Annotated in this window: 19 protein-coding genes; 8 read left to right on the forward strand and 11 right to left on the reverse strand. The window is 71.2% G+C overall.

Translation table 11 applies throughout. From position 1 onward, the window contains the following. The first annotated feature begins 82 nt into the window (after positions 1 to 82). Positions 83 to 478 (forward strand): VOC family protein, encoded by a 396-nt coding sequence (locus ABD355_RS02315; protein ID WP_344398294.1) that lies wholly within the window; start codon positions 83 to 85, stop codon positions 476 to 478. Here ABD355_RS02315 and ABD355_RS02320 read toward each other — a convergent pair. Then, positions 475 to 3,387, reverse strand: a complete 2,913-nt coding sequence (locus ABD355_RS02320) for an ATP-binding protein (RefSeq protein ID WP_344398296.1) — start codon at positions 3,385 to 3,387, stop codon at positions 475 to 477. The genes ABD355_RS02315 and ABD355_RS02320 overlap by 4 nt on opposite strands. Positions 3,388 to 3,651: 264 nt before the next feature. Between ABD355_RS02320 and ABD355_RS02325 the strand changes: the two genes are divergently transcribed. After that, positions 3,652 to 4,116 carry a plastocyanin/azurin family copper-binding protein gene (locus tag ABD355_RS02325; RefSeq protein ID WP_344398298.1) on the forward strand — a complete coding sequence of 155 codons (465 nt, stop codon included), beginning with the start codon at positions 3,652 to 3,654 and terminating at the stop codon, positions 4,114 to 4,116. Positions 4,117 to 4,120: 4 nt separating this feature from the next. Here the strand turns inward: ABD355_RS02325 and ABD355_RS02330 are convergent, their stop codons facing one another. The 7 genes from ABD355_RS02330 to ABD355_RS02360 all read right to left on the reverse strand — a co-directional run bounded on the left by ABD355_RS02330 (position 4,121) and on the right by ABD355_RS02360 (position 10,539). Continuing rightward, a complete protein-coding gene (locus tag ABD355_RS02330; RefSeq protein WP_344398299.1) occupies positions 4,121 to 4,726 on the reverse strand; it encodes an ABATE domain-containing protein in 606 nt (201 codons plus the stop codon). Positions 4,727 to 5,050: 324 nt separating this feature from the next. After that, positions 5,051 to 5,962 carry a universal stress protein gene (locus ABD355_RS02335; RefSeq protein WP_344398300.1) on the reverse strand — a complete coding sequence of 304 codons (912 nt, stop codon included), beginning with the start codon at positions 5,960 to 5,962 and terminating at the stop codon, positions 5,051 to 5,053. 150 nt (positions 5,963 to 6,112) lie between these two features. Next, complete coding sequence (locus ABD355_RS02340) at positions 6,113 to 6,355, reverse strand: DUF397 domain-containing protein (RefSeq protein ID WP_151478766.1); 243 nt, start codon at positions 6,353 to 6,355, stop codon at positions 6,113 to 6,115. A gap of 93 nt (positions 6,356 to 6,448) precedes the next feature. Further along, on the reverse strand, positions 6,449 to 7,615 hold the full coding sequence (locus ABD355_RS02345; RefSeq protein WP_344398302.1) for a thiolase domain-containing protein: 1,167 nt from the start codon (positions 7,613 to 7,615) through the stop codon (positions 6,449 to 6,451). Then, positions 7,612 to 8,658: a thiolase domain-containing protein gene (locus ABD355_RS02350; RefSeq protein WP_344398304.1), complete on the reverse strand. Its 1,047-nt coding sequence runs from the start codon at positions 8,656 to 8,658 to the stop codon at positions 7,612 to 7,614. Before ABD355_RS02350 ends, ABD355_RS02345 begins: the two co-directional genes overlap by 4 nt. Beyond that, positions 8,658 to 9,599, reverse strand: coding sequence for a Zn-ribbon domain-containing OB-fold protein (locus ABD355_RS02355; RefSeq protein ID WP_344398305.1), 942 nt, complete (start codon positions 9,597 to 9,599; stop codon positions 8,658 to 8,660). Before ABD355_RS02355 ends, ABD355_RS02350 begins: the two co-directional genes overlap by 1 nt. A 139-nt stretch (positions 9,600 to 9,738) precedes the next feature. Continuing rightward, positions 9,739 to 10,539 carry a crotonase/enoyl-CoA hydratase family protein gene (locus ABD355_RS02360; RefSeq protein ID WP_344398306.1) on the reverse strand — a complete coding sequence of 267 codons (801 nt, stop codon included), beginning with the start codon at positions 10,537 to 10,539 and terminating at the stop codon, positions 9,739 to 9,741. A gap of 203 nt (positions 10,540 to 10,742) precedes the next feature. On the opposite strand from ABD355_RS02360, the gene ABD355_RS02365 reads away from it, so the two are divergent. The 3 genes from ABD355_RS02365 to ABD355_RS02375 all read left to right on the forward strand — a co-directional run bounded on the left by ABD355_RS02365 (position 10,743) and on the right by ABD355_RS02375 (position 15,075). Next, positions 10,743 to 12,353 carry an acyl-CoA synthetase gene (locus tag ABD355_RS02365; protein ID WP_344398307.1) on the forward strand — a complete coding sequence of 537 codons (1,611 nt, stop codon included), beginning with the start codon at positions 10,743 to 10,745 and terminating at the stop codon, positions 12,351 to 12,353. 175 nt (positions 12,354 to 12,528) lie between these two features. After that, complete coding sequence (locus ABD355_RS02370; protein ID WP_344398308.1) at positions 12,529 to 14,571, forward strand: sulfatase; 2,043 nt, start codon at positions 12,529 to 12,531, stop codon at positions 14,569 to 14,571. A 129-nt stretch (positions 14,572 to 14,700) separates the two neighbouring features. Then, positions 14,701 to 15,075 (forward strand): hypothetical protein, encoded by a 375-nt coding sequence (locus tag ABD355_RS02375; RefSeq protein WP_344398310.1) that lies wholly within the window; start codon positions 14,701 to 14,703, stop codon positions 15,073 to 15,075. A gap of 378 nt (positions 15,076 to 15,453) precedes the next feature. On the opposite strand, the gene ABD355_RS02380 is transcribed toward ABD355_RS02375, so the two are convergent. Continuing rightward, positions 15,454 to 16,311, reverse strand: a complete 858-nt coding sequence (locus ABD355_RS02380) for an alpha/beta fold hydrolase (protein ID WP_344398311.1) — start codon at positions 16,309 to 16,311, stop codon at positions 15,454 to 15,456. A gap of 173 nt (positions 16,312 to 16,484) precedes the next feature. On the opposite strand from ABD355_RS02380, the gene paaK reads away from it, so the two are divergent. Beyond that, positions 16,485 to 17,774 (forward strand): phenylacetate--CoA ligase PaaK, encoded by a 1,290-nt coding sequence (gene paaK, locus ABD355_RS02385; RefSeq protein ID WP_344398312.1) that lies wholly within the window; start codon positions 16,485 to 16,487, stop codon positions 17,772 to 17,774. 55 nt (positions 17,775 to 17,829) lie between these two features. Here paaK and ABD355_RS02390 read toward each other — a convergent pair whose 3' ends face one another. After that, positions 17,830 to 18,498, reverse strand: a complete 669-nt coding sequence (locus ABD355_RS02390) for a Type 1 glutamine amidotransferase-like domain-containing protein (protein ID WP_344398313.1) — start codon at positions 18,496 to 18,498, stop codon at positions 17,830 to 17,832. Positions 18,499 to 18,650: 152 nt separating this feature from the next. Between ABD355_RS02390 and ABD355_RS02395 the strand changes: the two genes are divergently transcribed. Next, entirely contained in the window at positions 18,651 to 19,355 is a 705-nt protein-coding gene (locus ABD355_RS02395; RefSeq protein WP_344398314.1) for a DinB family protein, read from the forward strand. On the opposite strand, the gene ABD355_RS02400 is transcribed toward ABD355_RS02395, so the two are convergent. After that, positions 19,352 to 20,848, reverse strand: a complete 1,497-nt coding sequence (locus tag ABD355_RS02400; RefSeq protein ID WP_344398315.1) for an acyl-CoA synthetase — start codon at positions 20,846 to 20,848, stop codon at positions 19,352 to 19,354. The genes ABD355_RS02395 and ABD355_RS02400 overlap by 4 nt on opposite strands. A gap of 109 nt (positions 20,849 to 20,957) precedes the next feature. Here ABD355_RS02400 and ABD355_RS02405 point away from each other — a divergent pair, with 109 nt between their 5' ends. Continuing rightward, entirely contained in the window at positions 20,958 to 23,366 is a 2,409-nt protein-coding gene (locus ABD355_RS02405; RefSeq protein WP_344398316.1) for a penicillin acylase family protein, read from the forward strand. Positions 23,367 to 23,414 lie beyond the last annotated feature (48 nt).

The raw sequence follows: 23,414 nt of genomic DNA on the forward strand, positions 1-23,414 counted from the left end.
TCGAAGTCCGTGGTCAATAGGATCGCTGATCTGAGGGGCGGGCGGCCGACGCTGAGCCTCGTTCGCACTGTCTGGGAGAAGCATGACAAGCAGGTTCACCGAGTTGACCGTTGACTGCCATGATCCGGAGAGGCTCGCGGCCTTCTGGTGCGAGGTGCTGGACTTCAAGGTGATCGATCGCAGCGAGGGCAAGGTCGAGATCGGCTCCTGGGTGCCGACCGTCGAGGAGATCCGGGCCCGCCAGATGCCTCCCACCCTGCTGTTCATCCGTGTGCCCGAGGGCAAGACCGTCAAGAACCGGCTTCACCTCGACGTCAGCCCGATCGACGGCAGCACCGCGGACGAGGTGACCAGATTGCTCGCTCTCGGCGCCGTCAAGGTGGACGTGGGCCAGGGACCGGACCGCAACTGGGTGGTCATGGCCGACCCCGAGGGCAACGAGTTCGACGTCGTGCGCACCTTGGCACCGCAGGACTAGCCCTGGGGCGTCACCCCTGGCGCCGGCTGTCCGGGGCCCAGCGCGGCGCCCAAGCCCGTGATCTCTGTGCCCATCTTTCGGTAGACGGCGGAGAGGAGGCGGACGACCGTTGGCATGTCCAGGTGCAGTTGCTCGGCGATCTCCGCCTCGGTGCGGCCCTCGGCGGCCAGCGTCGCGACCGTCCGTTCCCGGGATGTCAGGGTGTCCGTCTCGGTGCTGTGGAGGCGGCGGGGACGCAGGCCTGCTGCGGCCAGTTCGTCCCGGGCTGTTTCGGCGAGGCCGTCGGCGCTGCACTGGACGGCGGCGTCGAGGCCTCGGTAGAGGTGTTCGGCGGCGTCTCGGGGGCGGCCGGTGCGGCGGAGTTCGATGCCCAGGGCTACGAGTGCGCAGGCGAGTTCGTAGGCGGCCGGGGAGCGCTCCAGGTGGGCGACGGACTCCTCCAGGTATTTGATGCGGGCCGAGCCGGAGGAGACCTCGGCAGCCGTGCGCAGGGCCTGACCGATGGCGGACGGTGTGCCGAACTGGCGGGCACGGGCGAGCGCCTCGAGGGCTGTGGCGACGGCGCGTTCGGGCGTGTCGTGGCTCTCGGCGCGGGCCAGGTGGAGCTGCCAGGGGCACCAGGCGGGGTTGCGCATGCCGCGCGGTTCCAGGCGGCGGCCGGCTGCGGCCAGCTCCTCGGCCGCTTCCTTGGTGAGGCCGCGGGCGAGAAGGAGTTCGCCGTGGACGGTCTGGGCGTCGGGGAAGACGACGGCGGCCGGGAAGGGTGCCTCGAAGGAGTAGTCCTCGGCGATCTGCGCGGCCTCGGTGATGCGGCCGCGGGCGAGGAGGACCTCGATGAGGATGCCCACGGCGTACCAGTGGGCGGGGGTGCCGGGGCCGACGCGCTCGGCGAGCCGGAGTCCCGCCATGACGAAGTCCTGGGCCTCGGAGAGCCGGCCGCGGCGGTAGCGGACGTAGGCGAGGAGGGTGTAGGCGAAGGAGAGGTGGGCGCCGCGCCAGCCCTGACGTTCGAAGTCTGCGATGCCGGTCGCGAACAGCTCCTCCGTCCGCCCGGGCCGGTCGGCGTACATGAAGGCGAGTGCGACCAGGACGGGCACCTCGAAGCCGCGGTCGGGTTCGGCCCAGCCGAGGCCGCCGGCCAGGGCGCGTTCGGCGTGGTGGAGGGCGACACGGGCGGGTTCGCCGCGCAGGACCGCGTCCCAGGTGCGCAGGCCGATGATGTAGCGCTCGGTGAGGTCGCGGCCGGTGAGGCGGTCGGCGAGCCTGGTCAGGCGACGGGAGCGGGAGGGGTGGTCGGGCTCGTCGGCGCGGAAGGCGTCCCACATGAACTGTTCGGCGGTCATGCGCAGCTTGACGCGGGCGTCGTCGGTGACGCGGATCTCGCGGGCCAGGGTGTCGGAGGCCTCGGCCAGGCGGTCGCTGTGGGCGAGGACCTGGGAGAGCCGGTAGACGATGTGCTGGCGCAGCGGGGCGTCGGCGATGGGTTCTTCCAGGGCGGCGCGCAGGTGGTTGACGGTGGTGGCGGGCTCGGTGAGCAGGGAGGCGGAGCCCAGTTCGTACAGGACGGCGGCGCGGTCCTCGTAGGGCGGGGGCTCCCGCAGGGCGCGGGCGAGGTAGCTGCGGGCGGCGTCGGGGGCGCCGGCGCGGAGGGTCTCCTCCGCTGCGGCGCGCAGTTGCTGGACGACCCAGTTGTCGCCGTCGGGGTGGGTCTCCAGGAGGTGGCGGGCGGCGGCCGAGGGCCCCTGTCCTTCGTTGATCACACACCAGGCGGCCTGGCCGTGCAGCGCGACGCGGACGCCGGGCGGGATGGCCCGGTAGACGGCGGTGGCGATCAGGGGGTGGACGAACTCGAGGGTCTCGGCGCCGGTGAGGATGCGGGCGCCGCGCAGGGCGTCGGCGGCGTCGGCGGCCTCCTCGTGGCCGAGTCCGGCGACGGCGGCGGCGAGCAGCGGATGGATCTCGGTGCCGAGGACGGCGCAGGCCCAGGCGAAACGCACGGTGGAGGTGCCCAGGCGTTCGAGGCGGGCGATGAGGCCGCTGCCCTTGACGGCGGCGGCGAGGTCGCGCAGCAGATGGGCGCCGGTCTCGGTCGGGGTGAGGCCGCGGTCGCGCACCTTGGCGACGAGTTCGACCGTCTCGAACGGGTTGCCTGCGGTGACGGCCCAGCACTCACGGCAGAACGCGTCGTCGGCGTGCGCACCGAGCGTCTCCCGTACGAGGCGCGCGACGGCGGCGGCGCTCAGCGGTTCCAGGTCGAGGGGGCGGCCACCGGCGCGCCCCGGTAGTCCCTTGAACGACTCGGCGTGGTCGGGGAGTTCGTCGGGCCGGTAGGCGACGACGACCAGCAGGGGCAGCTGTTCGGCTCGGGGCGCGAACGCGGCGAGCCAGCGCAGGGATTCGGAATCGGCCCAGTGGGCGTCGTCGAGGACCAGGACCATCGGGGCACGCAGCACGGCGAGATGGGTGAGCACCCAGTCGAGGCCGTCGCGCAGGCCCTGCTGGTCGGGCGGGGCGCCGTCGGTCGGGGCGCACAGGCCGAGGGCGGGGCCGACGATGTCGTACCAACTGCCCAGCGAGGCCCGCAGATCGGTCTCCGCAGACCCGGCCAGTTGGGGCTGCAGCAGCTGGCGGGCGACATGGAAGGCGACGCGCTGTTCCTGGTCGCCGCCGCGGGCCGACACCACGGTGCAGCCGCGGGCGGCGGCGCGCCGGCGGACCTCGGCGAGGAGGGTGGTCTTGCCGATGCCGGCGCGCCCGGCGAAGGCGAGGAGCGCGCCGCGGGCGCGGTCGGACGGTTCGGCGCCGTCCCTGCGCAGCCCGGTGAGCTCACCCAACGCCTCGTCCACTGCCGCGAGTTCACTCTCGCGTTCGAAGATGGTGCGGTTGCTCCGCACGCTGCGCTGCCCCATGGCCTACCCCCTGCCACGGTGGTGCGCCCGCGCGGGGAGCGGGCGCGCTCCGTGACCTACAGGCACCTCAGCGTACGCCTCGCGGGGGTCGCGCGACCCGGTCTGTGGATTTCTGACCGAACCGCTACAGGGACTGATTCCGCCGCCGCGGAGTCTGCCCTGAACACCGGGGCATCTCCGTCCGTATCCCCCATAGAGGGTCTCCCGTGGCAGACGCGGACAAGCCCGACGGGTGGCGGGCAGACCCGGAAGGGGATGAGCCACATGGCACTCACGGCACGCAGGGCCCGTACGACGCGTACGGCACTCGGAGTGACGGCGTCGGCCTTCGCCGCCGCTCTCGTTCTGGCCGCCTGCTCCAGCGGGGGCGGGGGCGGGGGCGGGGGAGGTGGCTCGGCTTCCTCCGGCGCCTCCTCCGGTGCCTCCGCCGGCGCGAGCAAGGCCGGCTCGGGGACCCAGGTGACGGTCACCGAGACCGAGTACGGGCTGAAACTGTCCCGGTCGTCGTTCACACCGGGCACCTACACCTTCGTCGCCGACAACAAGGGCAAGATCACGCACGCCCTGTCCATCGACGGCCCCGGCGTGCAGGACGCCAAGACCAAGAACATCCAGAGCGGCCAGGAGGCGAACCTGACGGTGACCTTCAAGAAGGGCAAGTACGACCTGTACTGCCCGATCCCGGGTCACAAGCAGCTCGGGATGAACAAGAACATCCAGGTCGGCTGAGCCCTCACGCCCCCTGGACGGTCTTGTGCCGGTCGTGGTGGCGGGCCACGCCTGCGCGGTTTCCACAGGAGGGCCTGCACCACTCCTGGCGCGGGTGCTCCTTGAGGAAGCAGCGCATGCAGCGCGGCGCGTGGCGGGCGCGCAGCCGCTGCCGGTCGGGGCCGGCGAGGAAGGCGATCGTGGCCTGGGCGAGGGCCGCGGTGAGGTCGTGCGCGCCGTCGGCCGCCCTCGCGTGGACGGCGGGTTCGGCGCCCTCGGGCCAGTGCAGCACGGGGACGGTCGGGGTGCGGGCGGCCGCGGCGTTGAGGCGTGCGACGGCTTCGGGCACGGGCAGCAGACGGGCCGCGTCGGCGCGGCTAAGTTCGGCGGGGCGTACGGCGTGGGCGAAGGGGGCGCGGACGGCCGCCCGCAGGTCGCGTACGGCGGTGAGGCTCGCCCGGTCGGCGGTGAAGGCGGCGGCGTCCGGCACGATCTCGGGGTGGGCGCGGATCCAGGTGGTGAGCCCTGCGGGGTCCGCCAGGTCGTCGGCGACGCCGCCCCGTCCGTCGTGGCGGACGGTGAGGGCGAGGTCGAGAGCGAGGCGGGTGTCCCTGGTGAGCGATTCCTGCATGCGGCCAAGGGTAGGTTCGCCGGTATCCATCAGCGCCCGTGGAGGATGGCTCGTGCAGCGCCCGCGGAGGATGGCGCGTGGCGGATCTACGTCGGCTGCTGAGCGGGCCTGAGGTGTTCGCCTGCGCTACTGAAATACCCCTGGGGGTATATCGACGCGGCCCTCGCCTCTCTACAAGTCCCAGCAGGCCGTCAGGGCCGGGTGCGCGGAGCTGTCGCAGCCACGAGCCGCTGCCGCGGGCGGAACTGCGCGACAAGCCCCCACGGACCGGCACCGCACCCGCGCACCGCCGGCGGTAAATTCCACCTCGGGACCAGGCCGGCGTCAGCCTCCCTCCTCCCCCATGACCGGCGGTACCACCGCCACCGGGGCCGCCGCGTGCAGCAGGACCGCCTGGGCGACCGAGCCCATCATGCGGGCGGGGGCCAGCAGACGGCGGCGGTGGCGGCCCACGACGACCAGCCTGGCGTCCTTGGAGGCAGCGACCAGCTGACCTGCCGCGTCGCCCGGCATCGCATAGGTGTCGACGGGGACGTCGGGGTGTCTTGAGCGGTGCGGGGTGAGGAAGCCCTCGGCGAGGGTCCAGGTCTGGTTCTCGATGGCGTTCTGGTCGACCATCGGCGGAGCGAGTTCGCCGGGGGTGGTCCAGGTCTGCACGGGCCACATATAGGCGGCGACCACATGGAGGCGGGCGCCGCGCAGCCCGGCCTCGGTGAAGGCGAACGCCAGGGTCGCCTCGTCGGGGCTGTCCACCTGCAGTCCGACGACCACGCGCGGCCCGGGCTCGACCGGTACGCCGCCGTGCACCTCACGGCCGGGCCGGGGCACCACCACGACGGGGCACTCGGCATCGCGGGCGGCGGCCATGCCGTTGGAGCCGAGCAGCAGACTGGCGAAGCCGCCGCGCCCTCGGGAGCCGAGCACCAACAGCTGGGCGCCGGCGCCGAGTTCCGGCAGGAGGGCGCCCGGCACCCCCTCAAGGCCGTGGTACTCCACGGCCGGCAGGTCGGTCCGCCCCTTCAGATACGTGCGCACCTGGCCGAGCACCGGGTCGTCGCCCGGCTGAGGCGGTCCGGCGGCAAGGATGTCGGGCTGCGCCCAGGCGGCGTACTGCCGCACATGGACCACCCGCAGCGGCACCGCGCGTCGGCGTGCGTCGTCGAGGGCCCAGTCCAGGGCGCGCAGGCTGTCGTCCGAACCGTCGACCGCCGCGATGACCGGCAAGGTGCTGCTCATGGGTTCCTCATCTCCGGGAGACGACCTTCCCTTCCCGGGGCCAGCCTCGCTCAGGCATCGGCCCGGGAAGGGCGCTCAAGGTCGCGTGTCCGCAAAGACGGGTGGAACACCCCCGGATCGGCCCGTCGGCTCAGCCGTACGGCCGCCGGGTCACGTCAGGTCGAACTCTCCTTCCCGCGCCCCCGACACGAACGCGCCCCATTCCGCGGGCGTGAAGATCAGGGAAGGGCTTTCCGGGCGGCCGCTGTTGCGCATCGCGATGAATCCCTCGACAAAAGCGATCTGGACATCCCCCAGGCCACGGCTGCTCGAGTGCCAATCGGCGTTGCTCAGGTCCAGCTCAGGCTTGTCCCAGCCCGCAAGCGGGTGCTGCTGGATGGTGCTCTCGGCCACGTCCGTGCTCCTCCCGATTCGTCGTCCGCGGCCAGCCTAGCGATCGGTTTCTGATGCCAACAGGCCACGTGAGGGGGACCTTTCCGGAGTCTTTTACGACTCCGGCGGTTCGCTCCCCACGAGCCACATCGAGAAGAACTGCGATCCGCCCCCGTAGGCGTGCCCGAGGACCCTCCGGGCCCCTTCCACCTGGTGTTCTCCGGCCAGCCCGCGCACCTGGAGCGCCGCCTCGGCAAAGCGGATCATGCCGGAGGCGCCGATGGGATTGGTCGACAGGACGCCGCCCGACATGTTGACGGGCAGGTCCCCGTCCAGCTCGGTCACCCCGGATTCGGTGAGTTTCCAGCCCTCGCCCTCGTCGGCGAAGCCGAGGTTCTCCAGCCACATGGGCTCGTACCAGGAGAACGGCACATACATCTCGACGGCGTCGATGTCGCGGCGCGGATCGGCGATGCCGGCCTGCCGGTACACGTCGGCGGCACAGTCCTTGCCGGCCTGCGGCGACACGGCGTCCTTGCCGGCGAACAGGGTGGGCTCGCTACGCATGGCACCGCCCAGCATCCACGCGGCCGGCCGGGGCGCGCGTGCCGCGCCGGCCCGGTCCGTCAGCACCATGGCGCAGGCGCCGTCGGAGGACGGGCAGGTCTCGGAGTAGCGGATCGGGTCCCACAGCATGGGCGAGGCCTGGACCTTCTCCAGGGTGATGTCGTGCTCGTGCAGGTGGGCGTACGGGTTCTTCAGCGCGTTGCGCCGGTCCTTGTACGCCACCAGGGAGCCGACCGTGTCGGGCGCGCCGGTGCGTCGCATGTACGCACGCACATGCGGGGCGAAGAAGCCGCCGGCCCCGGCGAGCAGCGGCTGCTGGAAGGGGATCGGCAGGGACAGGCCCCACATGGCGTTGGACTCGGACTGCTTCTCGAAGGCAAGCGTGAGCACGGTGCCGTGGACACGCGCCGCGACCAGGTTGGCGGCGACGAGCGCGGTCGAGCCGCCGACGGATCCGGCGGTGTGCACCCGCAGCATCGGTTTGCCCACCGCGCCGAGCGCGTCGGCGAGGTAGAGCTCGGGCATCATCACGCCCTCGAAGAAGTCGGGCGCCTTGCCGATGACGACGGCGTCGATGTCCGCCCAGGTCAACTCCGCGTCGTCGAGCGCACGTTGGGCGGCCTCCCGGACCAGCCCGGCGATCGACACGTCCCGCCGGGCCGCCACATGCTTGGTCTGGCCGACGCCTACGACGGCCACGGGCTCCTTGCTCATCGGGGATCCCCTTCGAGTACGGCGACCAGGTTCTGTTGCAGACAGGGACCGGAGGTGGCGTGGGCGAGTGCCCGGTCGGAGTCGCCCCGGTGGATGCCGGCGGCGGCCTCACCGATGCGGATCAGCCCGGCGGCCATGATCGGGTTGGCGGCGAGGGCCCCGCCGGACGGGTTGACCCGCACGTCGTCGCCCAGCCGCAGTGCCTTGCGCAGCACGACCTCCTGGGAGGTGAAGGGCGCGTGCAACTCCGCGGTGTCGACGGGTCGTTCGAAGGCGCCGGCCTTCTCAGCGGCCAGACGGGTGGAGGGCGAGTCGGTCAGGTCGCGGACACCGAGGCCGTGCGCCTCGATGCGGTGGTCGATGCCGCGGATCCAGGCGGGCCGTTCGCACAGTTGCCGGGCCCGCTCCCCCGCCGCGAGGATCACGGCGGCCGCACCGTCACCGATCGGCGGACAGTCACCGGTACGCAGGGGTCGTACGAGGTAGTCCCCCTGCGGCACCGGTCCCCGCAGCTGGGCATGGGAGTTGGCGGCGGCGTCCGCACGGCTGCGGGCGGCGACTGCGGCGAGCGCGGGCTCGTCGGTGTCGCCCGCGTCGATCAGGGCCTGTGCCTGGAGGGCGGCCAGGGCGACGGAGTCGGGCCACAGGGGTGCCACGTAGTACGGGTCGAGCTGCCGGGTCAGGACGTCGCGTACGGAGCCGGGTGAGGACTTGCCGTACGAGTAGACCAGGGCGGTGTCGGCGTCCCCGGTGAGGAGTTTCGTCCACGCCTCGTACAGGGCCCAGGCGCCGTCCATCTCCACGTGCGACTCGGAGATCGGCGGCCAGGCGCCGACGCCGTCGAGGGCGAGGGTGAAGGAGAACGCGCGCCCGGCCAGGTAGTCGCTGGAGCCGGAGCAGGTGAAGCCGATGTCGGCGGTCTTCAGACCGGTCTGGTCGAGGACGTCGTGCAGCACCGGCATGAGCATCTCCACCTCGGAGAACTCCTCGCTGGTGCGCCGGTGGTCGGTCTGGGCGAAGGCCACCAGTGCTATGTCACGCATCACAGCAGCTCCTTGTAGGCGTCGTACTCCGCGTCGGGTTCGCCGGTGGGCCGGTAGTGGTCGGGGTAGCGGGCACCTTCGGTCCACACCGGTTCGACGCGCAGCCCCATGCGCACCTGGTCGTAGGGGATGCCGCCGATACGGCCGTGCAGCGCGAGGCCGGCGCCGTCGAGGGCGATGTGGGCGTAGACGTACGGGACTTCGATGTCCAGGTTCTTCGCCTTGATGTTGACGATGCAGAAGGTGGTGACCGTGCCGCGCGGTCCCACCTCGACCTGCTCCGACGTGGCGACGCCACAGGTGGGGCAGGCGCCCCTGGGCGGCACGTACACCTTGCGGCAGGAGGGGCAGCGCTCGCCCACCGTCCGCCGCTCGGAGAGGGCGTTGATGTAGGCGGTCTGGGCGCGACCGGGCGAGTAGGTGTAGTCGAGACGGGCGGGGGCGACGATGCCGGTGATCGCGTCCTCGAACTCGCCGCTGTGCCCCGCGGTCCGGTCCGGTTCGCCGTCGTACGGCTCGAAGCAGGCGATGTCGGTGATGGCGCCTTCGCGCGCTTCGGCCCAGCGGATGCGGACGCGCATGCCGGTGCGGACGGCGTCCGGCCCTGGGACGTCAAGGGTGTGCAGCAGGGCGGTGTCGGCCCCGTCGAGACGGACCAGGACCCAGGCGAAGGGAGTGTCGAGGGGCTGTCCGCGCCGGGGTTCATGATTCCAGGCCCAGGTGGTGACCGTGCCGGTGGGCGCGACCTCGACCAGGTCACGGATCTCTTCCGCGCTGACGGGGTCGTACTCCACGGGCGGGACGAGGACACGGCCGTCACCGGTCCTCACCCCGAGGACGACCCGCTCCCGAAGACCGGTCAGAAAGGCACTCTGCACAGGACCGAGGGAGCGGGTGAAGGGGAATTCAACGGTGAGGGGGGCTTTGAGGACTTCGGGCATCGGGCTGCCTCCTTGAGAGAACGACGGTCAGGACGCGACCCCTTCAGGGGCGCGGGGCTGTGACATGTGCGGCTCCGCCGCGTGGGCGCGACCAGCCACAGCGGGCCCGCAGTCTCCGAACCGGCCCAAGCCGGCGCATTTACGCGCGCCGGTAGACGGGCGGGCGTTTCTCCGCAAAGGCACGCGCCCCCTCCTTGGCGTCGGCCGTGTCGAAGACCGGCCACCCCCGCTTGAGTTCGGCGGCAAGCCCGTCCGTCTCCGTCATCTCGGCGGTCTCGTACACGGACGCCTTGACCGCCTCCACGGCGAGCGGACCGCAGGCGTTGATCTGTTCGGCGATCTCCAGGGCCTTGGCGAGCGCGGTGCCGTCGGGCACCACATGGCCGATCAGGCCGATGTCGGCGGCCTCCCGGGCGGTGTAGGGGCGGCCCGTGAGCAGCATCTCCAGGGCGTGGGTGCGCGGGATCTGGCGCTGCAGGCGCACCGTCGAGCCGCCGATCGGGAAAAGCCCCCGCTTGACCTCGAAGAGCCCGAACGTCGCCGACTCTCCCGCGACACGGATGTCGGTGCCCTGGAGGATCTCCGTGCCGCCCGCGACGCAGTAGCCCTCGACGGCGGCGATCACCGGCTTGCGGGGGCGGTGGTGGCGCAGCATCGCCTTCCAGTGCAGGTCCGGGTCGGCCTTGAGGCGGTCCCGGTGGTGCTCGCCCTCCATTCCCTTGCCGGCGAGGGCCTTGAGGTCCATGCCTGCGCAGAACGCGCCGCCCGCACCGGTCAGCACGACCGAGCGGACGGCGTCGTCCTCGTCGGCCTCGATCCAGCCGTCGTACAGACCGACCAGCATGGACAGCGAGAGCGCGTTCTTGGCGTCCGGCCTGTTGAGCGTGAGCACCAGTGTGGCGCCTTCGCGCTGCACGGTGAGGTGTTCGGTCCCACCCATCACCCATCTCCCCTCTCAAAGAACGAGAACAGGTTGCAGTAGGCGGGGAGCCACTTCAAGGGTTTTCTGACAGGCAGTCAGATTTCTTCGCGCGGACCCTTCACAGTTGCCGCCCCCTTTGCTCTGATGACCGGCGAACCGACGGATGCGCCTTTCTTCGTCATGGCTGTTCTTCGTCATGGCTGCCGGGGTCAGGAGGAGCGGTGGAGTACAACCTTGCCGACCTGTTCGAGTCGGTCGTCGACGTGGTGCCGGAGCGCGAGGCCCTGGTGTACATCGATCACCCGGGCACGGGCGCGGAGCGGCGTCTGACGTACGAGGAGCTGGACGCGGCGGCGAACCGTATCGGCCACCATCTGATCGACGCCGGGATCCGGCCGGGCGAGCACCTCGGGCTGCACCTCTACAACGGCATCGAGTATCTGCAGACCGTGTTCGGGTGCCTGAAGGCGCGGATCGTCCCCGTCAACGTCAACTACCGCTATGTGGAAGAAGAGTTGGTGTACCTGTATCGGGACGCCGATCTGGTGGCGCTGGTCTTCGACGCGGAGTTCGACGGGCGGGTGGCGGCGGCGCTGCCGCAGTGCCCGAAGCTGCGGCATCTGATACGGGTGGGCGGGGCGCAGGACGGGGTCGCCGCCGTGTCGTTCGCCGAGGCCGAGGCGGGCGGGTCGCCGGAACGCGGCTTCCCGGCGCGCTCGGGCGACGACCAGTTCATCATCTACACCGGCGGCACCACCGGGATGCCCAAGGGCGTGATGTGGCGTCAGGAGGACCTGTTCTTCTCCGGTCTGGGCGGGGGCGCGCCGACCGGTGAGCCGGTCAGGAAGCCGCAGGAGCTCGCGGAGCGGGTCGCTGCCGGTGGCTCGGGGATCACCTTCTTTCCCACTCCCCCGCTGATGCACGGCACCTCCACCCTCACCTCGTTCATCGGCTTCAACTTCGGGCAACGGGTCGTGATCCACCGCAAGTTCGTGCCCGAGGAGGTGCTGCGGACGGTCGAGAAGGAGAAGGTCACCAGCATCTCGCTGGTCGGCGACGCGATGCTGCGGCCGCTGATCGACGCCCTGGCCGGGCCCATGAAGGGCACGGACTGCTCGTCGGTGTTCAGCGTGTCCTCGTCCGGGGCGGTGCTCTCCGAGACGGTGCGCCGGCAGTTCCAGGAACTGCTTCCGAACGCCATGCTGCTCAACAACTACGGCTCGTCCGAGTCCGGCTTCAACGGCACGGCGACGGCCGATTCCGGGGCCGGGCAGTCCTTCCGCATCCGGGTCAACTCCCGTACGCAGGTGGTCGACCCGGCCACCCACGAGCCGGTCGCCGCGGGCGAGGTGGGCCGGGTCGCACAGTGCGGCCACGTCCCGCTCGGCTACTACAACGACCCGAAGAAAACCGCCGAGACCTTCTTCCAGAAGGACGGCGAGCGGTGGGTGCTGCTCGGCGACATGGGGACGGTGGACGAGCAGGGCGTGGTCACGGTCCTCGGCCGTGGCTCGCAGTGCATCAACACCGGGGGCGAGAAGGTGTATCCGGAAGAGGTCGAGCAGGCCCTGAAGTCCCATCCCGACGTGTACGACGCACTGGTGGCCGGGGTGCCGGACGCGAAGTGGGGCAACCACGTGGCGGCGGTGGTGCAACTGCGCGAGGGCGCGCCACGGCCTTCGCTTGAGGACGTGCAGTCCTACTGCCGTACCCATCTAGCCGGTTACAAGATCCCCCGGCAACTGGTGATCACCGAGGCGATACGGCGGTCGCCCAGCGGCAAGGCCGACTACCGGTGGGCTCGGGAGGTGGCGGTCGCGGCGGACCGCTAGACGCAAGCCCAGGGCCCCGCGGTGGGCCGGCCGGGGCGGCGGGCGTACTCTTTGCGCGCGGTTGACCCGGGCGTTTGAACGGAGGGTGACGTAGGGCCGTACGCGAGGTTGGCGGCTCGGCCCTGCAGGCCCGGTCCGCCGTGCCAGCAGCGGTTTCGCACGGAAGGACCCACGGGTGTCGCACCTCACGCCCCCTCGTCAACTGCCGGAGACGGACGCGGACGCACCGGACAGGACCAGAGCCGAGGAGGCCTCGACCGCTCCCGTGGCGACCGACCCGGAGCCGGGGCCCTCGGCGGACCGGGAGCCGGCGGAGGTGGTGGCGACGGGCGCGGCGGACGAGACGCCCGGGCCGACGACGAAGCGGACCGAGGCGGACGAGCCGACCGGCGACTCTGCAGCGGAGGAGACGGGCGGCGGCGCGGACGGGCAGGAGCCGACCGAGAACGTCGTCCCGGACGCGGCTTCGACCGGCGAGGGTTCCGCCGACGAGCAAGCGGACGCCTCCACGTCGACCACCACCGACGAGCCCGACCCGACGGGCGCCGCCGCCTCCTCCGCCCGCCCGGGCTGGTTCGGCTGGCGCCGTCGCTACCCCCGCACGGCGGTTGCCGTACACGTGGGTACGACCGTCCTGGCCGCTGCGCTGATGTTCGTCGTGCTCCTCGTGCCCAACCGCCTGGACTGGATCACTGTCCAGTCGTTCTTCCGTCTCCCCGTCGAGGTGATCTTCCTCGCGGCCGTCCTGCTCGTGCTGCCGTCGAGGGGGCGGCGGATCACGGCCGTGGTCCTGGGGGTGTTCGTCGGGCTGTCCGGTGTTCTGAAGTGCCTCGACATGGGCTTCCGTCAGACCCTGGCCCGGCCGTTCGACCTGGTCTTCGACTGGGTGCTGCTGAGCGATGGCGCGGACTGGGTGAAGGACTCGTTCGGGCGATCGGGTGAGGTGCTCGCGGTGGTCGGGGTGATCGTCCTGGTCATCGCCGTGCTCACGCTGAGCGCGCTCGCGATGGTGCGGCTGGCCAACGTGCTGGCCCGGCACCGGCCCGTCGCCGTACGCTCCACGCTGGTCCTCGGCGTCGTGTGGATCCTCTGCTTCACCCTGGGCGTGCAGTTCGGTGGTGTCACGCTCGCCACCAATGGCTACGCCCAGTACCTCGCCAACCGTGTGCAGTACGTCCGCGACGGCCTCGGTGACGCGGACGTCTTCAAGAAGCAGATGGCGGTCGACGCCTACGCGAAGACCCCGGCCGGCCAGCTGCTGACCGGGCTGCGCGGCAAGGACGTCATGTTCACCTTCATCGAGAGCTACGGCAGGGTGGCGATCGACGACCCCACGATGGGACCGGAGGTCGACGCGACGCTCAAGGCGGGCGACGCCCGGCTCAAGGCGGCAGGCTTCGCGGCGCGCAGCGGCTGGCTCAGGTCGCCCGTGACGGGAGCGGGCAGCTGGCTCGCCCACTCGACGTTCCTGTCCGGGCTGTGGATCAAGAACCAGCAGCGGTACCGGACCCTGACGACCAGCAACCGCGCCACCCTCACCAGCTACTTCCAGAAGACCGGCGCCTGGCGCACGGTCGGCATCGTGCCGGGCGTCCGCAAGACCTGGCCCGAGGGCAAGTACTTCGGCCTCGACCACATCTACGACTCCACGCACCTCGGCTACCAGGGCCCGTACTTCAGCTGGACGCCGGTGCCGGACCAGTTCAGCCTGGAGGCCTTCCAGAAGCTGGAGCACGGCAAGAAGAACCGCGACCCGATCATGGCGGAGATCATCCTGGCCTCCAGCCACAACCCCTGGTCGCCCATCGCCCACATGATCGACTGGAAGGACCTCGGGGACGGCAAGATCTTCTACAAGATCAAGAAGGAGGGCACGAATCCCACGGAGGTCTGGAAGAGCGCCAAGCGCGTGCGCACCGAGTACCGCAAGGCCATCCAGTACTCCCTGGACAGCCTGACCGAGTGGATGCAGCGCTACGGCGACGACAAGACCGTCCTCGTCTTCCTCGGCGACCACCAGCCCGTCCCCACGGTCACCGGGGGCACCGCCAACCGGGACGTACCGGTGACGATCGTCGCCCGCGACCCGAAGGTCCTGGACCGCGTCTCGAACTGGGGCTGGACGGACGGGATCAAGCCCGCGGACAACGCCCCGGAGTGGACCATGAACAAGTTCCGGGACCGTTTCATGACGGCGTACGGGCCGCAGGGCGGGTGAGCCGCCGGCCGACGACGGTTCGGGCATGGGTCCTTCGGACGGCTCAGCACGACGGGCCGGGGCGGGGTGCCGTCCCTAGGGTCGCGGTGACGGTGAGCGGATCACCGCACAGCAGCACTGGCCCTCCTCGTGGCCCATGCACAGACCGACGTGGACTGCGGCGACTTCAGGTTCCGGGAAGAGGCGCAGGCGGTACTCGACGCCAATCCGAGCGATCCGTTCCGTCTGGACGCGGACCACGACGACATCGCCCGCGAGGGCCTGCCGCACGGGCCCTCGCCTTCGCCCACGGTCACCTCCGCCACGCTCACCCCGGCGCCGGCAACCTCCACGCCGGTTCCGCAGCGAGGGGTGAACGCGGGCGTCGGCGGCGGCACGGGGTCGGCCGGCTTCGAGGTGGCGGGCGGTGTGGGACTCACCGTCCTGGCGCTGAGCCTGATGGGCGGTCATGTGGTGCTACGGCGGCGTCGAAGCGCTGCCACGGCCGGACCGCACAAGCCGTGACCCCGGCCGGCCTCGCGGCGGACGCCGGGCAGGGTGAGTTCAACCCGGTCGCCGAGGTGGAGACGGCTGGAGCGGCCCAGATGGCGTGGCATGCGGTGCCGTTGCGCAGCTGCACGCTGCGTCCGTCGGGGGCCGTGCGCCGCCAGGGTCGTGACCATCACCGGCAACAGCCTCCTGGACAACCTCCAGGGCGACGGCGGCCGGAGCTCCGGCTGCTATGTGCACCTGTGGAGCTCGCGCCGCTGAGCGAAGCGGGCGTGCGTGGGGCCCTGTCCTCTCGGAAGAGGACAGGGCCCCTCGCACTCTTCACTCCACCTCAAATGTCACGGCAGCCGGTGCATCCCGCAACTCGAGCGCGGCTACATGGGGGCCGAGCTGCTATCCCGCCGAAGGCAAAACGGCTGCGTCCCGGTCCAGGAACCCGGCGACCCGGCGTGCGAACCACTCTGGGTCGTCCACCCATGGATAGTGCCCCGCACCTGGCTGGACGGTGAATTCGGCGTTCGGAAACACGTCGGCGACGGTGCGCGCCAGCTCGGGGCGGGGGCCGCCGTCGAGCTCGCCGGCGAGGACGAGGACCGGTGCGGCCACTCGGGCGAGTGCGGCGCTGGTCGCCGACGGATCGTAGGCGCCGGCGGAGCCGTAGACGTCGGCGGCATCGTCGTTGAACTCGGCGCGGGCATCGTGCTCCGACGCCGCGTCGTCCCAGCGGCCGTAGAAGAAGGGGGCGAACGCCGGGTCGAAGTCGGTCTTCCCCGCCAGCCATGCCTCGAATGCCGGGAACAGGTCCTCGAACCACGGCTCGCCGCCCCTCAGGCGGGCCGCGGCCAGCCGGTCCTCGGCGCTGGGCCGCCTTCCCAGTGCCCACGGGGTGCAGGTGACCAGGACCAGCCGCGCCAGCCGTTCCGGGTGCCGCGCGGCGTACAGCATCGCCAGGCTGCCACCGGCCGAATGGGCGAGCAGGTCCATCCGCTCAAGGCCCAGGTGGGCGCGGAGCGACTCCACGTCGTCCACGAGCCGGTCGCACCGGTAGGTGGCCGGATCCCCCGGTACCGCCGAGTCGCCGGTACCGCGCAGATCAAGGAGGACCAGCCGGCGGTGCGCCGCGAGCCCGCCCAGGTCTCCGAGGTAGGAGGAGGCCTGCATCGGGCCTCCCGGCAGGACCACGAGCGGCTCGCCCTCGCCCTTGAGGTGGTAGGCCAGCTCGGTCCCGTCGGCTGCGGTGAAGATCGGCATGCGCTGATCTTCCTGCCCCAGGGCCCGGTGCCGCAACGCACTTGTGCTGGGCGCAGCAGAAAATGCGGGCCGCCCTCTTGCCTGCCCCGACGTGGCCTGAATTACTGATCCCGAACAGCTCGACCGAATGATCGGTCGCCCGTATTGCTGCGGTTGGTGAAGGAGACGTCCCCATGGTGGATGCGACGGAGCTGCTGGATTCGGGGGAACGGCTCGACGCCGGTGCGCTGCGGGCGCTGCAGCTGGAGCGGCTGCGGGCCTCACTGCGGCACGCGTACGAGCACGTCCCCTTCTACCGGGAGTCCTTCGACAAGGCAGGCGTCCGTCCGGACGACTGCCGCTCCCTGGCCGACCTGGCCCGTTTCCCGTTCACCACGAAGGCGGACCTGCGCGAGAACTACCCGTACGGCATGTTCGCCGTGCCACAGGACCGCATCCGCCGGATCCACGCCTCCAGCGGCACCACCGGGCGCCCCACGGTCGTCGGCTACACGGACAACGACCTCTCCCTGTGGGCCGACATGGTGGCCCGCTCGATCCGGGCGGCGGGTGGCCGGCCCGGCGACAAGGTGCATGTGGCGTACGGCTACGGCCTGTTCACCGGCGGTCTGGGCGCACACTACGGGGCGGAACGGCTCGGCTGTACGGTCATCCCCGCCTCCGGCGGTATGACGGCCCGCCAGGTCCAGCTGATCCAGGACCTCGAACCGCAGATCATCATGGTGACGCCGTCGTACATGCTCACGCTCCTCGACGAGTTCGAGCGCCAGGGCGTCGATCCGCGCGGCACCTCCCTGCGCGTGGGGGTCTTCGGGGCCGAGCCGTGGACCGAGGAGATGCGGCGGGAGATCGAGGAGCGGTTCGCGATCGACGCGGTGGACATATACGGGCTGTCCGAGGTGATCGGCCCGGGGGTGGCGCAGGAGTGCGTGGAGACCAAGGACGGGCTGCACATCTGGGAGGACCACTTCTTCCCCGAGATCGTCGACCCGATCACCGGCGAGGTGCTGCCGGACGGCGCGGAGGGCGAACTCGTGTTCACCTCGCTGACCAAGGAGGCGATGCCCGTCGTGCGGTACCGCACGCGCGACCTGACGCGGCTGCTGCCGGGCACGGCCCGGGTGTTCCGGCGGATGGAGAAGGTCACCGGGCGCAGCGACGACATGGTGATCCTCCGGGGCGTGAACCTCTTCCCGACGCAGATCGAGGAGATCGTGCTGCGCACCCCCGGTGTCGCGCCGCACTTCCAGCTGCGCCTGACCCGGGAGGGCCGTCTCGACGCCCTCACGGTGCGGGCGGAGGCCCGGCCCGACGCCGGACGCGAGGTGCGGGAGGCCGCTGCGCAGGCGATCGCGACGGCGGTGAAGGACGGTATCGGGGTGTCGGTCGCGGTGGAGATCGTGGAGCCGGAGTCGCTGGAGCGGTCGGTGGGGAAGATCCGGCGGATCGTGGACCTGCGGTAGCGCCCCGCCGGCTGTGCTCCTGTGCGGCTCGCCGTAGGGTCCGCCACGCGTTGCGTCAGGGATGGAACCGCCACCGGCCTTCGGAGACGACGTCCACCTTGCTGTCCCTGACGCGAACGGCCGTGTCGTCGTCGATGAAGTAGATCGGGAAGTCCGCGCGAGCAGCGATGCGATCAGCCCAGGCGTCGTCCCGCTCGGGGAAATCCGGCGAGTACAGGTGGGGCTTGAGGTACCAGTCGAAGAGGCCGAACGGCGGCTCCACGGTCGTCGCGCCGAGGACGTGGAGGTCCGGAGTGTCCCCGATGACATCGGCGGAGTGGGCGGTGAGATTACGGCTGAAGATCATTGATCCGGCGCTGACCCCCACGTAGACCCGGCTCTCCAGCGCCTGAAGGAAGCCGTCGGCCAGGCCGTTGCCGGTGATGCTGCGCGCGAGGTGGTAGTGGCTGCCGCCCTCGACGTGGATGACGTCGGCGTGGAGCAGCCGGTCGAGGACCAGCCGGCGGGGCAGGCCGTTCAGTTCCAGGACGTCGAACTCCCGCCAGCCGAGGCCGTACAGCCGGTTCATGCCCTGGACGAACCAGCCGTGGTCCCCGGGCTCGGCGACCGACGCGGTGGGAACGTACACGATGTTCGCCGATCCGAACGGCTTTCCCAGCATGTCCCGCAGCGCGTCCCGCAGCGTCTCGTTGCGCAGGCCGCTCGCCGTCAGCAGAAGGTTCATCGGGCGAGCCAAGCACGGCTGACGGGGGCGCGCAACGAACCCGGAAGGGGCGCTGGCGGACCGCAGCGGAAATCGTTCGCCCGTCGTGAGCCGCCTCGTCAGGATCCGGCCGCACGACGAAGCTGCGACATGCGACCGCGAGGGGAGCCGGTATGCAGATCCCGGGCGTGCGGACCGACCGTTTGGGCTTGCTCATCGACCAGTTCGACCGCGCCAGGGAGATGGCTCAGGTGCGGCTGAGGGGGCTCGGCGACGAGGAGTACCTGTGGGAGCCCGCGCCCGGCGGCTGGTCGATCCGGCGGCGGGGCGAGGCGACGACGCCCAGGGCGTTCGGGCCCGGTGCGTGGGTGCTCGACCAGGGGGCCCCGGACATCCCGGCGAACGAGTACGACGAGGTGGCCCGGCAGGCCGCCGCCGGCATGTCCGTCGCCAAGATCGCCGAGGACTGGAGTGTGAGCGTCGAGCGGGTCCAGGAGGTGCTCGCTCACACCGGGCCGGCGGAGCCCGACGAGGTGCCGGTCCCCACCATCGCGTGGCGGCTGGGGCACCTGCACTTCTGCTTCGCGGGCCAGTGGGAGTGGACCTTCGGTGAGCGGCGGCAGGAGCCGAAGCTGCTGGTCGACTTCACCCCTTCCGCCGCCCTGGCCCTGGAGCGGTTCTGGGCGCTGATCGACCGCTGGCGGGACAGCGTCGCCGCGATCACCGACGCGCAACTCGACACGGTCGGCTTCTCGCAGTATCCGTACGGCTCCGACCCGGACGAGCCGTTCATCAGCGTGCTGTGGGGTGCCAACCTCGAGTTCATCCACCACATGGCCGAGATCGCGCTGCTGCGCGACCTGTGGCGGTCGCGCTAGCCGGAGAAGCGGTCCCGCAGTTCCCTCTTGAGGATCTTGCCGCTGGCGTTGCGCGGCAGTTCCGTGACGAACTCCACCCGCTTCGGTGCCTTGAAGTGGGGCAGCTTCTCGCGGGCGTGGGCGATCAGCTGGTCCTCGGTCACCTCGCCGCGCGGGACGACGACCGCGGTGACCGCCTCGATCCAGTGTTCGTCGGGCAGGCCGATCACGGCGACCTCGGCGACGGACTCGTGGGTGTAGAGGGCGTCCTCGACCTGGCGTGAAGCGACCAGTACGCCACCGGAGTTGATGACGTCCTTCACGCGGTCGACGATCGTGTAGTAGCCGTGCGCGTCCCGCACCGCCAGGTCTCCGGAGTGGAACCAGCCGTCGCGGAAGGCTTCTGCGGTCTCCTCGGGCTTTTCCCAGTAGCCCTCGCACAACTGCGGGGAGCGGTAGACGATTTCGCCGGGTGTGCCGTCGGGGACGTCCTTGCCGTCCTCGTCGACCACGCGGGCGTCGACGAACAGGACGGGGCGGCCGCAGGAGTCCATGCGGCCCTTGTGCTCGTCGGGTGCCAGGACGGTGGCCAGGGGACCGATCTCGCTCTGGCCGAAGCAGTTGTAGAAGGCGAGCTTCGGCAGTCGTTCGCGCAGCCGTTCCAGGACGGGCACCGGCATGATCGAGGCGCCGTAGTAGGCCTTGCGGAGTCCGCCGAGGTCGCGGGTGGTGAAGTCGGGGCGGTTGGACAGGCCGATCCACACCGTGGGCGGGGCGAACAGGCTGTCCGCGCGGCCGCTTTCGATGAGGTCGAAGAGCCGGTCGCCGTCGGGCGCGTCGAGGATGATGTTGGTGGCGCCGACCGCGAGGTACGGCAGCAGGAACACATGCATCTGCGCGGAGTGGTAGAGCGGGAGCGAGTGCACGGGACGGTCGCCGGCGCTGAGGTCGAGGGCGGTGATCGCGCTCAGGTACTCGTGCACCAGGGCGCGGTGCGTCATCATCGCGCCCTTGGGCAGGGCCGTCGTACCCGAGGTGTACAGCAGCTGTACCAGGTCCTCGGTGCGCGGCTCGGGCCCGTCGTAGGCGGGGGCCGAAGCCAGGCGGGCCAGCAGTGAATCGTCGGCGTCCCGCAGGGGCAACGTCCGTACATCGTCGGCGAGTCGACCGGCCAGGTCGGGGTCGGTGAGGACCAGCGAGCTGCCTGACTGGCCGACGATGTAGGCGAGGTCGTCACCGGTCAGGTTCTGGTTGACCGGCACATGGACCAGGCCCGCGCGGGCGCACGCGAGGAAGCCGATCAGATAGGCGTCCGAGTTGTGGCCGTAGGCGCCGACGCGGTCGCCGGGAGCCGGCCCCTGCTCGAGCAGGACGCTCGCCGCGCGGGAGACGGCCTCGTCCAGTTCCTGGTACGTCCACCTGCGGTCGCCGTACTCCACCGCGATACGCGCGGGTGTGCGTCGGGCGCTGCGCCGCAGCACCCCGTCAACCGTGCTGCCGTGTCCCTGCGTCATGACTGATGATCCTCGGCGCGTGGCCGGGGCAGGTCAAGCACCCGGGAGGCTCACGCACCCGCCCGTCGGAGGCTCAACCCCTCCTTCCCCCATGACATTGGGAGGCACTTTGCGTACCCGTTTCAGACGACTGGTCGTCGCGGCCGTCGCGTTACTCACCGCCTCGACCGCGCTGCAGGCCGCCGCGGCCGAGCACCCGAGCGGCCAGGACCATCCCTCGCACGGCGATCTGTCCGCCGTCATCCGCTACACCGAGTACGGCATCCCGCACATCGTCGCGAAGAACTACGCGGACCTCGGCTTCGGCACCGGCTGGGCGCAGGCCGCAGACCAGGTGTGTCTGCTCGCCGACGGTTTCGTGACCGTGCGCGGCGAACGCTCGCGCTACTTCGGCCCCGACGCGGCGACCGACCGCTCGCTGTCGTCGGCCTCCGACAATCTCTCCAGCGACCTGTACTTCCGGGGCGTACGGCAGACCCGGACCGTGGAGAAGCTCCTCACCGAACCGGCGCCGGGGGGCCCGAGCCGCCAGGTGAAGGACATGCTGCACGGCTTCGCCGCCGGGTACAACGCCTGGCTGGCGCAGAACCGGATCACCGACCCGGCGTGTCAGGGCAAGCCCTGGGTGCGGCCGGTCTCTTCGACGGACGTGGCCGCCCGCTTCTACGCCATTGTGATTCTCGGCGGCCAGGGCGGTTCCGTGGACGAGATCACCGGGGCGCAGCCTCCCACCGGCGCCACGGCACCCGGCGCGAAGGTCGACGCCAAGGCGCTGATCAAGTCGGTGCGGGAGCGGTCCGCGAGCGCGGACATGGGCTCCAACGCGGTCGCCTTCAGCGGTGCCACGACGGCGAACGGCCGCGGTCTGCTGCTGGGCAACCCGCACTACCCGTGGCAGGGCGGGCGCCGGTTCTGGCAGTCGCAGCAGACCATCCCGGGCGAGCTGGACGTCGCGGGCGGCTCCCTCCTCGGCTCGCCGGTCGTCTCGATCGGCTACAACTCACGTGTGGCATGGAGCCACACCGTCGCGACCGGCGTCCCGTTCAGCCTGACCCGGCTGACCCTCGACCCCGCCGACCCCACCGTCTATCTGGTGGACGGCAAGCGGGAGCCGATGACGAAGCGGACGGTGACCGTGGCGGTCCAGGACGGCGCTCCGTTGACGCGCACCCAGTGGTGGACGCGTTACGGTCCGGTCGTGGCCGACCCCAAGGGTGATCCGCCGCTGCCGTGGACGGCCACGACGGCGTACGCGCTCAACGACCCGAACGCCGCCAACTTCCGCTTCGCCGACACCTCGCTCGGCTTCGCCAAGGCGCGCTCCACGGCGGACGTCCTGACCTCCCTGGACCGGCATCAGGGCCTGCCGTGGGTGAACACCGTCGCCGCGGACTCCGCGGGGCACTCCCTCTACACCCAGTCGCAGGTGCTGCCCCGGATCACCGACGACCTGGCGGCCCGCTGCTCCACCGACCTCGGCAAACTCACCTACCCGCAGGCCGGTCTCGCGGTCCTCGACGGCTCGCGCGGCGACTGTGCGATCGGCAGCGACCCCAACGCCGTGCAGCCCGGCATCTTCGGGCCCGCCCGCATGCCCACGCTCAAGGACGCCCCGTACGCGGAGAACTCCAACGACAGCGCCTGGCTGGCCAACACCGACCGGCCGCTCACCGGCTACGAGCGGATCTTCGGCGACGTGGGGACACCGCGCTCGCTGCGCACCCGCGGCGCGATCGAGGACGTGGCGGCGATGGCCGAACGCGGCGGGCTGACCGTCCGCGACCTGCAGAAGCAGCAGTTCGCGAACCGGGCGCCCGCGGGCGCGCTGGCCGCGGCCGACGCGGCGAAGGCGTGTGCCGCGCTGCCCGGCGGCACGGCGACCGCGAGCAACGGGAAGGCGGTCGACGTCAGCGAGGCCTGCAAGGTGCTGGCCTCCTGGGACCGGACCATGGACACCGACAGCCGGGGTGCCCTCTTCTTCGACCGCTTCTGGCGGAAGCTGACCGCCGCGGTGCCCGCGGGCCGGCTCTGGAAGGTGCCGTTCTCGGCCGCGGACCCGGTCCACACGCCGAACACCCTCGACACCGCCCTCCCCGGCTTCACCACGGCCCTCGCCGACGCGGTGGCGGAACTGCGCGGCTCCGGTACACCGTTGGACGCCCGGCTCGGTGACCACCAGTACGTCCTACGGGGCGGCGAACGCCTCGCGGTACCGGGCGGCTCGAACCGGCTCGGCGTGTGGAACGTGATCGAGCCGACGTGGGACGCGGCGAGCGGGGCGTACACGCAGGTGCCGTTCGGCTCCAGCCATCTGCAGGCCGTCGGCTGGGACGGCAGCGGCTGCCCGGTGGCCCGCACCCTGCTGACGTACTCCCAGTCGTCGAACCCGAACTCGCCGCACTACAGCGACCAGACCCGGTTGCTGTCCGGTGGGAAGTGGGTGACGGCCCGCTTCTGCGAGAAGGACGTCCTGTCCTCGCCCGCGCTGCGGGTGCTCCGGGTGAGCGAGCACCGCTGATCGCGCAGCCCTGTCCCGCGCATCCCGCGCGGGACAGGGTCCAGCCCC

It is taken from the genome of Streptomyces longisporus (genome assembly GCF_039532765.1).
Lineage (GTDB): Bacteria > Actinomycetota > Actinomycetes > Streptomycetales > Streptomycetaceae > Streptomyces > Streptomyces longisporus.

Excerpts from the sequence above, each read along its gene's own strand:
- ABD355_RS02380 (WP_344398311.1), bottom strand. The coding sequence starts at position 16,311 with ATGCCGATCTTCACCGCAGCCGACGGGACCGAGCTGGCCTACCACCTC.
- ABD355_RS02330 (WP_344398299.1), bottom strand. The coding sequence starts at position 4,726 with ATGCAGGAATCGCTCACCAGGGACACCCGCCTCGCTCTCGACCTCGCC.
- ABD355_RS02400 (WP_344398315.1), bottom strand. The coding sequence starts at position 20,848 with ATGACGCAGGGACACGGCAGCACGGTTGACGGGGTGCTGCGGCGCAGC.
- ABD355_RS02390 (WP_344398313.1), bottom strand. The coding sequence starts at position 18,498 with ATGAACCTTCTGCTGACGGCGAGCGGCCTGCGCAACGAGACGCTGCGG.
- ABD355_RS02355 (WP_344398305.1), bottom strand. The coding sequence starts at position 9,599 with ATGCCCGAAGTCCTCAAAGCCCCCCTCACCGTTGAATTCCCCTTCACC.
- paaK (WP_344398312.1), top strand. The coding sequence starts at position 16,485 with ATGGTGGATGCGACGGAGCTGCTGGATTCGGGGGAACGGCTCGACGCC.
- ABD355_RS02320 (WP_344398296.1), bottom strand. The coding sequence starts at position 3,387 with ATGGGGCAGCGCAGCGTGCGGAGCAACCGCACCATCTTCGAACGCGAG.
- ABD355_RS02325 (WP_344398298.1), top strand. The coding sequence starts at position 3,652 with ATGGCACTCACGGCACGCAGGGCCCGTACGACGCGTACGGCACTCGGA.
- ABD355_RS02345 (WP_344398302.1), bottom strand. The coding sequence starts at position 7,615 with ATGAGCAAGGAGCCCGTGGCCGTCGTAGGCGTCGGCCAGACCAAGCAT.
- ABD355_RS02360 (WP_344398306.1), bottom strand. The coding sequence starts at position 10,539 with ATGGGTGGGACCGAACACCTCACCGTGCAGCGCGAAGGCGCCACACTG.
- ABD355_RS02350 (WP_344398304.1), bottom strand. The coding sequence starts at position 8,658 with ATGCGTGACATAGCACTGGTGGCCTTCGCCCAGACCGACCACCGGCGC.
- ABD355_RS02395 (WP_344398314.1), top strand. The coding sequence starts at position 18,651 with ATGCAGATCCCGGGCGTGCGGACCGACCGTTTGGGCTTGCTCATCGAC.
- ABD355_RS02315 (WP_344398294.1), top strand. The coding sequence starts at position 83 with ATGACAAGCAGGTTCACCGAGTTGACCGTTGACTGCCATGATCCGGAG.
- ABD355_RS02335 (WP_344398300.1), bottom strand. The coding sequence starts at position 5,962 with ATGAGCAGCACCTTGCCGGTCATCGCGGCGGTCGACGGTTCGGACGAC.